This is a genomic window from Rhizobacter terrae (assembly GCF_003852895.1).
In the GTDB taxonomy this organism is placed as follows: Bacteria; Pseudomonadota; Gammaproteobacteria; order Burkholderiales; family Burkholderiaceae_C; genus Albitalea; species Albitalea terrae.
The window spans coordinates 1-9,411 of the sequence record NZ_QUSW01000017.1 but is presented as its reverse complement, the minus strand read 5'-3'; the positions used below and the strand labels follow the sequence as shown (position 1 = coordinate 9,411).

At 69.0% G+C, this 9,411-nt stretch carries 2 protein-coding genes; both read right to left on the bottom strand.

Annotated features, from left to right (window positions below):
• Window positions 1-1,584, bottom strand: a 1,584-nt coding sequence (locus DZC73_RS29440; protein WP_235835332.1) for a condensation domain-containing protein, incomplete at its 3' end; no start/stop codon positions are given.
• Between the two features lie 80 nt (window positions 1,585-1,664).
• Window positions 1,665-9,411 (bottom strand): non-ribosomal peptide synthetase (locus DZC73_RS29435; RefSeq protein WP_124543974.1); only part of this gene is annotated, 7,747 nt, incomplete at its 5' end.

Genomic DNA, 9,411 nt, shown 5'->3' with positions numbered 1-9,411 from the left:
GTAGCTCAGGCTGTGTTCGCCTTGCACCAGCGCCGTCGCCTGCCCTTGCATCGCAGCACGCGCTTCGATCAGCTCGTGCACGCAGCGATCGCGCTCGTACGGCCGACGCGTCTCGTTCCAGCCTTGCAAGACTCGCTCGCGCTCCTGGTCATCCAGCCATTCCAGCTCGCCCAGCATGCGCCGGGCGCCGCTCGACATCGCCTTCAGGATGCGGACCAGGTAGCCCGCATAACGCTGCACCGTGGCACGGTCGAACAAGGCGGTCGCGTATTCGAGGGCACCGGCCACACCGCCATCGGCCTCGCCGAGCGTGAGGGTCAGGTCGAACTTCGCGATCTCACCGCGGCCACCGACCGGGCCCAGCGTGAGCTCGGGCAATTGCAGCGTCCCGACCTGCAGGTTCTGCCAGGCGAACATGACCTGGAAGAGCGGCGTGTGCGCGAGGCTTCGCGGCGGGTTGGCAATATCGACCACCTGCTCGAACGGCAGGTCCTGGTGCTGCTGCGCCTCCAGGCTCCGGGACTTGACCTGCCGCAGCAGGTCCTCCACCGTCGAGGCGTCGTCAAGCTCGACGCGCAGCGCGAGCGTGTTGACGAACAGGCCGATGAGCGGTTCAAGTTCGGTGCGGTTGCGGTTCGCCACCGGCGTGCCGATCACCAGGTCGCGCGCGCCCGACAGGCGCCCCAGCAGCAGTGCCCAGCCCGCCAGCAAGGCCATGAACAGCGTGGCACCTTGCGCCGCGCACAGTGCCTTCAGCTCGGCCACCAGCGAACGGTCCAGCGTGAGTACCACCGACGCGCCAGCGTGGTCCTGCTCCGACGGCCGCGGACGGTCCATCGGCAGTTCCAGCAGCGGCGGTGCGCCGGCCAGCGTTCGCTTCCAGAAGGCGCTCTGGATCGCCAGCTCGCCTGCGTCGGCACGTTGGCGCTGCCAGGCCGCGAAGTCGGCGTATTGCACGCCCAGCGGTGCAAGCGGGTCTGCTGCGCCTTGCGAGAACGCCACGTACAGGCTCGACAGCTCGCTGGTCAACAGGCCGAGCGACCAGCCATCGGAAATGACGTGGTGCATCGTCGCGAGCAACACGTGCTCGTGCTCGCCCAGGCACAACAGCCTCCCCCGCACCAGCGGGCCGGCCTGCAGGTCGAAGGGCCTGGCTGCTTCCTCCTCGGCGTGGTGCTGCACCTGCGCCTGCGGATCCTCGTGGTGGCGAAGATCGATGTCTTCGAGTGCGAACCCGATGTCCGCCGCCGCGATGCGCTGCACCGGCGCGCCATCGACGACCTCGAAGGTGGTTCGCAGCACCTCGTGCCGGGCCACGATGCGATCCAGCGCGCGCCGAAGGGCCGAGCGGTCCAGGCGGCCGCGCAGCGACAGGCCCAGGGGGATGTGATAGGCCTCGCTCACCCCCGGCATCTGGGCCAGGAACCACAATCTTTGCTGTGCGAACGACAGCGGAAGTGCGCTGTCGCGCGCCGCGGGAACGATCGGCAGGTTCGAAGGCGACCTGCGCCTGGGCTTGGCCGCTTCCGCGATTCTCAGCAGATGTTCACGCTGCTCGACGGACAGCTGTTTCGACGAGAACACGGTGCGCCTTCGTCATGAGTTCAGCATGCGAGGCAGCGTAGCAACCGCCCCCGCGGGCACCGCTACGAGAAGCCGTAGCTTCAGAGTTCGCTGGACATCGCGTCGAGTTCCTCCGTGGAGTATTTCGCCAGCCGTGCGTCGAGCGTCAGCTCGGCGAACGAGGCCAGGTCTGGCGCGGCGAACAGGCTTTGCAGCGGCAGGTCGATGTCCATCTCGTGCCGCAGCCGCGCAATCAGCTTGGTCGCCAGCAGCGAGTGGCCGCCGAGCTCGAAGAAGTTGTCGTGCCGCCCCACCCGGTCGGTCTGCAGGATGGCGGCCCAGATCGCCGCCATCTCGGCCTCGGTATCGCCTTGCGGCGGCACGTAGGCCAGCGATGACGGCGCAGGGCCGGCCGGGTCGGGGAGCGCCTTGCGATCGAGCTTGCCGCTCGGCGTGAGCGGCATCTCGTCGATCAGCACGAACGCGCTGGGCACCATGTGCTCGGGCAGCTGGCTGGCCAGGTGGGCCTTCAAGTCGGCAAGCAGGGCCTCGGGCGAATGCCAAAGCGGCCGGATCGCCTCAGCCACGCCGGCCTCGTCCTCCCCGGCCGTGTCCGGCGTCTCCTGGGGACGCGCGGCGTACAGGTTGTACAGGCGCGTTCCGTGCAAGGCCTTGTCCTGCTCGATGCTCACGGCAAACCCCTTGGCGTGCAGCAGGTCAGCGATCTGCCATGGGCGTCCGTCGACATCGTGGACCTCGACAACGATCTGCCGGATCTTCGGCCAGTCGGCATCGTCGATCCCCGCGATCACCTGCGCCTCGGCGTTCTCGACATCGATCTTGAGCAGGTCGATGCGCTGCACGTTCTCATCGCGGATGACTTGCGACAGCGTGCGCAGTTCGCATTCGTGGTGCTCGACGTCCAGGCGCGTGTCGAGCAGCTCGTCGACCAACTCGTCCTTCGCGTCCTTGTCCTTGTCGAGCGCCACCGTCCGCAGGTAGGCCTTGACCATCTCGCGCGCCTGTTCCGGCGTGGTCCGGCTGCTGGAGATGACGGTGTTGTGCGGATAGAAGCTGAAGACCTCATGCCCCGCGCTGGCCGCCAGGCCGCAGCGGAACAGCTTGGCATCCAGGCCGTGCAGCTCGGCATTGCGTTCGAGCGTGTCGAACAGAGGCGGCAACGGTTCGAAGGCATAGACGCGGGTGTTGCGGGCCTGCCGGGCGGCGAACAAGGTGAACATGCCGATGTTGGCGCCGACGTCGAAGATGCAGTCGCCCTCGCGAATGGCCAGGCCGTACTTCAGGTAGGCCTGCTGGACGAAGATCTCCTGGAAGATGAACTCGGTCTCGCCCTGGTTCTTGTGGAACATCGGCCAGCCGTTGGGCAGCTCGATGCGGTTCACCGTTCCTTGCGGGTCGCGGCGCTGCATGCTAAGCAGGCGCTGCACCAGCTTCGCGCGCCGGCTCGACGCAACGACGTGGGCGACCAGGCGCCGGTCGTTGTCGCCGTAGTCCTTCACGCCCACCGAGGCCTGCGCCACGCCGGGATGCTGCATGAGGACTGCCTCGATCTCGCCAGGCTCGATGCGCAGGCCGCGCAGCTTGACCTGGAAGTCGTTGCGTCCGAGGTACTCGATGTTGCCGTCCGGAAGGTGGCGCGCCAGGTCGCCGGTCTTGTACATGCGGGCGCCGGGCTCGGCGCTGAACGGATCGACGATGAACCGCTCGGCACTGAGCTCGGGACGGTGGAGGTAGCCGCGCGCAACCTGCACGCCACCGATGTGAAGCTCGCCGATCGCGCCTTGCGGCACCGGTCGGCCGCGCGGGTCGAGCAGGTAGATGGCGGTGTTGGCGATGGGACGGCCGATGGGAACGACGTCGACCGGACCTTCGCGCGGACACGTCCAGGCGGTGACGTCGACGGCCGCCTCGGTCGGGCCGTAGAGGTTGTGCAGGCCGGCCTGCGGCAGCCGCTGCCGGCATTGCCGCGCCAACGCCGGCGGCAGGGCTTCGCCGCTGCACACCACGCGGCGCAGGCTCGCACAGCCGCCCATGTCGGGATGCGCCAGGAAGGCCTGGAGCATCGAAGGCACGAAGTGCAGCGTGGTGATGCGATGCTCCTGGATGACTTCGCACAGGTAGGCCGGGTCCTTGTGCCCGCCGGGGCGTGCCATCACCAGTCTCGCGCCCTGGAGCAGCGGCCAGAAGAACTCCCACACCGACACGTCGAAGCTGAAAGGCGTCTTCTGCAGCACGGCGTCGTGCGCGCCGAGGCCATAGGCCTGCTGCATCCACAAGAGGCGGTTCACCACGCCGCGGTGCTCGTTCATCACGCCCTTGGGCGTCCCGGTGGAGCCCGAGGTGTAGATGACGTAGGCCAGGTGGTGCGCAGCCAGGCCGATGTCGGACGCGCAGGGGTTGTCCTCCGGTTCGTGGGCCCAGCGGCCTGCGTCGGATTGCAGCCTCAACACGGGCACCTGCGTGCCGCGCGACGACAAGGCGGCGTCGATGCGCTCGAGCACCGGCTGAGCGATGCCGTCGTCGGCCAGCACGGCCGTGGGCGCGCAGTCCTCGCACATGGCGGCCAGTCGGTCCAGCGGATGGTCCGGGTCCAGCGGCACATAGGCTGCACCGGCCTTGAGCACGGCCAGCAGGGCCACCACCATCTCCAGGCTGCGCTCGGCGCAGACGGCGATGCGGTCGTCCGCGTCCACGCCCAGGCGGCGCAGATGGTGCGCGAGCTGGTTGGCCCGGCGGTTGAGTTCTGCGTAGCCGAGACGCCGGTGCCCATCGGCCACCGCGACGGCATCGCCTGAGCGCAGCACCTGCTGCTCGAAGAGCTCGTGCAGGCAGGGGTCGCGCGGGAAGTCCACCTGCGTCGCATTCCAGTCCACCAGCAGCCGCTGCCGCTCCTGCGCCGGCAGCACGTCGATGTGGCTCACCGGTGTGTCCGCCGCGTGCTCCAGCGCATCGGCCAGTTGTGCGAGCGCGGTTTCCATGCTGTCGCAGATGCGCTGCGGATCCAGCGGCGCCTGGACCAGCGCGCTGAGAACGAAGCCGTCGTCGACCTCGTCCACCGACATCGTCAGCGGATAGTTCGTCCGCTCCTCGCCATCGAGCAGTTCAATGCCTTGCCATACGCTGGCCATCTCCGCGTCGAGCGGCGCGGCGGACGGGCTGTGGCGGAAGTTCAGCAAGGCGCTGAACAGCGGCGTCTGCGCGGGGACGGCGCTGCAGCGCTGCGCAAGCGCCAGCGACGCATGCTCGTGGCGCATCAGCTGACCGAGCCGCGCGTGGACGGCCTTCGCGCATTGCCCCACCGGCGTGTCGTCCACCGAGATGCGGATGGGCAAGGTGTTGATGAACATGCCCACCGCACTGTCGGCACCCGCGCCGCCTTGCATCCGGCCGAAGAGCAAGGTGCCGAAGACCACGTCGTCTCGGCCGGTGGCACGCGCGAGCACCTGCGCCCAGGCGAGATGGTGCAGGCTGGCCGCGCTCACGCCGAGCGTTCGCGCGCAGCGGCGCAGCCGTGCGCCAAGCTCGGGTGCCAAGGCGCGCCGGGCTTCCACCTGCGCGGCATTGCCGAGCACGTCGGCAAGACCGAACGGCGCGGTCGGCTCCTCGATGTCGCCGAGCATGCCGCGGAAGAAGGCCTCATGCTCCTGCGGCGCCACGCCCAGCAGCCCCTGTGCCACGAAGTTGCGGAACGGCACGGGCGGCGGCAACGCCTGGCCCTTGCCGGCCATCAGCGACTGGATCTCGCCCTGGATCACGTCCAGCGCCGTGTGGTCTCCGGCGAGGTGATGGAACAGCAGCAGCATGAGCCAGCGCGAGTTCCGGGCATCGTGCGCGGCGATCAGTTGCAGCAGCGGTGCGCGGTCCAGGCCAATGCGGTAGCGCCGTGGATGAAAGCGCTCGAGCAACTGCGCGGCGGCATCCGTGCCCGGATCAAGCGGCACGGTGCGCAGCTCCAGCGGCGCCTGGCGCCACACGACCTGCACCGGTTCGGGCAGGCCGTCCCAGCACACCGCCGTGCGCAGCACGTCGTGGCGGTCGACCACGGCCTGCAGTGCCTGGACATAGCGGTCAAGCTGCGGCCGTTCAGAGAACGCGAAGAGCGCATGCTGCAGGTACAGGTCGCCCTCGCTTCCCATGAGGTGATGGAAGAAGATGCCTTCCTGCAGTGGCGCAAGCGGATAGATGTCCTGCACGTTCGCCACCCCGCCCGGCACCATGGCGACGATGCGTTCGATCTGCTCGGGCGCCAGCTGCACGAGCGGCAGCATGTCGGGCGTGATGCTGCGCGACCCCGCGGGGATGCGGTTCGGCGGCACGGTCACCACGGCCTGTGGGTCGGCCACGCCGACGGCCAGTGCCGCGATCGTGGGACTGTCGAAGAGCCGCCTCACATCGGCCTGCAGGCCGGCGCGGCGCATGCGCTCCAGCACGGTCACCGCCAGCAGCGAGTGGCCGCCGAGCTCGAAGAAGTTGTCGTGGCGGCCGACGCGATCGAGCTTGAGCACCTCGGCCCAGATCTGCGCGAGCACGGCTTCGACCTCGCCCTGCGGCGCCTCGTAGCCGCGCGCCACATAGGCGGTGCCGTCCGGTGCGGGCAGCGCCTTGCGATCCACCTTGCCGTTGGGCGTGAGCGGAATCGCATCGAGCTGCACGTAGGCGGCGGGCACCATGTGGTCCGGCAATGCAGCGGCCAAGTGCTCTCTCAGGGCCTGGGCCTGCGCAGCGTCGCCCACCACGTAGGCCACGAGGCGCTTGTCGCCCGGGCTGTCCTCGCGGGCGATCACCACCGCTTCGCGCACCTGCGGATGCTGTGACAGCCGCGCCTCGATCTCGCCCAGCTCGATGCGGAACCCGCGCAGCTTGACCTGGAAGTCGTTGCGGCCCAGGTACTCCATCTGCCCATCGGGTCGATGGCGTGCGAGATCGCCGGTCTTGTACATGCGTGCGCCGGGCTCGGCGCTGAACGGATCGGGCACGAAGCGTTCGGCAGTCAGTTCCGGCCGGTTCAGGTAGCCGCGCGCCACGCCGGCGCCGCCAATGTGGATCTCGCCGGTGGCGCCCACGGGCACGGGGCGGCCGTCTGCGTCGAGCAGGTAGATCTGCGTGTTGGCGATGGGGCGGCCGATCGGCACGTTGCCGTCCGGCACTTCGTCGGGATCCACCTCGTAGACGATGCAGCCCACCACGGTTTCCGTCGGACCGTACTCGTTGACCACGCGCACCCCCGGCTGGAGGCCGCGCCACAGCTTGACGGTGGCTGGTGCCAGCGCTTCGCCACCGACCACGAGCATGCCCACCGCGGGCCTCACGCCTGCAGCGCGAAGCCGATGTCCAAGCACGTCCAGGTGCGCAGGGGTGATCTTGACCAGGCCGCCGGCCGGCGACGATGCCAGCAGGGCTTCGAGGTCGTCGACCTCGCGGCCATCCGGCAGCAGCCGGACCACGCTGCCGCGGATCAACGGCGTGAACACGCTGGTGATGGTGGCGTCGAAGGAGAGCGAGGACGACACCACAGAGCCATCATCCGGCGTGTAGGCGCGGTCCGCCCACGACAGGTAGTTCACCAGGCCGCGGTGCTCGATCATCACGCCCTTGGGCCGACCGGTGGAGCCGGAGGTGTAGATGACGTAGGACAGGTGCTTGGGCGTGAGGCCGGTCTCCTCACGCGAGAGGTCGTGCGCTGGCTGCGCCGACCACGCCGGATCACCGGCCAGAAGGTCCAGCACCGGCACGCTGCCGGCCGATGCACCATCGATGGCGGCGCGCAACTCTTCATGCAGAGCGCCCCGCGTGAGCACGGCCAACGGTGCGCTGTCTTCCAGCATGTAGGCGATGCGCTGCGCCGGATATGCCGGATCGACCGGCACATAGGCGCCGCCGGCCTTGAGCACCGCCAGCAGGCCGATCACCATCTCGAAGCTGCGTTCCATGCAGATGGCCACGCGCGTGTCGGGTCGCACGCCGGCATCGCGCAGGTGGCGGGCCAGGCGGTTCGCCCGCTGGTTCAGCTCGCTGTAGCTCAAGACCGAATCGCCCATCGCCAGGGCGGTCGCGGAGGGTCGCTCCGCCGCCTGCGCTTCGATGAGCTCGTGCGCGCAGGCATGGCGCGGGAAGTCCACGCGGGTTTCGTTCCACTGCGACACGAGCAGGCGATGCTCGTCAGGCGGCAGGACCTCGAGGCGATGGATGGGCTGCGAGGACGAGTCGTCCAGCGCGTCGGCGAGTCCATGCAGCGACGTGTGCATCATCGCGCACACCCGCCTCGGGTCCGCGGGCTGCTGCACCTGGGCGGTCAGCATGAAGCCGGTACCCAGGTCGTCGACCGACAGCGTGAACGGGTAGTTGGTGCGCTCCTCGGCGCTCAGGAGCTGGATGCCGCGCCAGGCGTCTTCCGCGTCGGCATTCGTCTGCACGGCCGCGGCGCTGTGACGGTAGTTCAGCAAGGCGCTGAACAGCGGCGTGGGCGGGCTGACCCCGCTGCAGCGCTGGGCCAGCGCGAGCGATGCGTGCTCGTGGCGCATCAGGCGCGACAGCCGCTGGTGCGTCTGCTTCAGGGCCTCCTCGGGCGTGGCGGCTCCCACCTCGACGCGCAGCGGCAAGGTGTTGATGAACAGGCCGAGCACCCGCTCGGCGCCGCTGCCGCCTTGCACGCGGCCGAAAAGGACGGTGCCGAAGACCACGTCGCGGCGTCCCGTGATGCGTGCGAGCACCTGGGCCCAGGCCAGGTGGCACAGGCTCGCGACGCTGACCCCCAGGGCTTGCGCGCGTGCACGCAGCCGGGCCGCCAGTTCATCGTCGACGGGCAGCGTCGTCTCGTCGATCAGCGAGCCGTCGCCTTGCACGTCGAGCAGACCGAAGGGCGCGGTCGGCTCGTCGATGTCGGCCAGCATCTCGCGGAAGAAGGCCTCGTGCTTGTCCTGCGCCACGCCCAGGCGCGCCTGGGCCACGAAGTTGCGGAAGGGCAGCGCCGTCGGCAGCCGTTCGGCCTGGCCGAGCAGGTGCGCCTGGATCTCGTGCTGGAGATTGTCAAGCGTGGTGTGGTCGATCGCGAGATGGTGCAGCCACACCAGCATGACCCAGCGTCCGTTGGCGGCGTCCTCGGCCACGAACAGGCGCATCAGCGGCGCGTCGGTCACATCCATGCGGTGTCGGCGTGGATCGAAGCGGCTGCGCAGTTGCGCGGCCACGTCGCCTGCCTCGGGGTCGGCCACCACTTCCTGCACCGGCAGGCGTGCGTGGCGAAGCACCACCTGCACCGGCTCAGGCAGGTCTTCCCACACGATGCAGGTGCGCAGGATGTCGTGCCGATCGACCACGGCCTGGAAGGCGGACAGGAACGCATCGAGCTTTGTGCGCGACTCGAACGCGAACATCGCGGGGGCAAGGTAGACGTCGCTCTCGCTGGTGCGGTGATGGAAGAGGATGCCCTGCTGCAGCGGCGCGAGCGGATAGATGTCCTGGATGTTCGCAGCACCCGAGCGGACGCTTGCCGCGATGCGGTCGATGTCTTCCTGCGCCAGCCGGATGAGCGGCAGCATGTCCGGCGTGATGCGTTCGCATCCCGGCGGAATGCCGTTGGGTGGCACCTCGACCGCCTGCTCCTCGCTGCTGGCACATGCGGCAAATTCGGCCAGGGATGGCGTGTCGAAGAGCGCGTTGACGTCCACGCGCAATCCCGCATGGCGCATGCGTGAAGCGACCTTCACGGCGAGCAGCGAATGGCCGCCGAGTTCGAAGAAGTTGTCGTGGCGCCCCACGCGGTCGAGCTGCAGCACCTCGGCCCAGATGCTGGCGATGGCGGTCTCGACCTCGCCTTGCGGTGCCTCG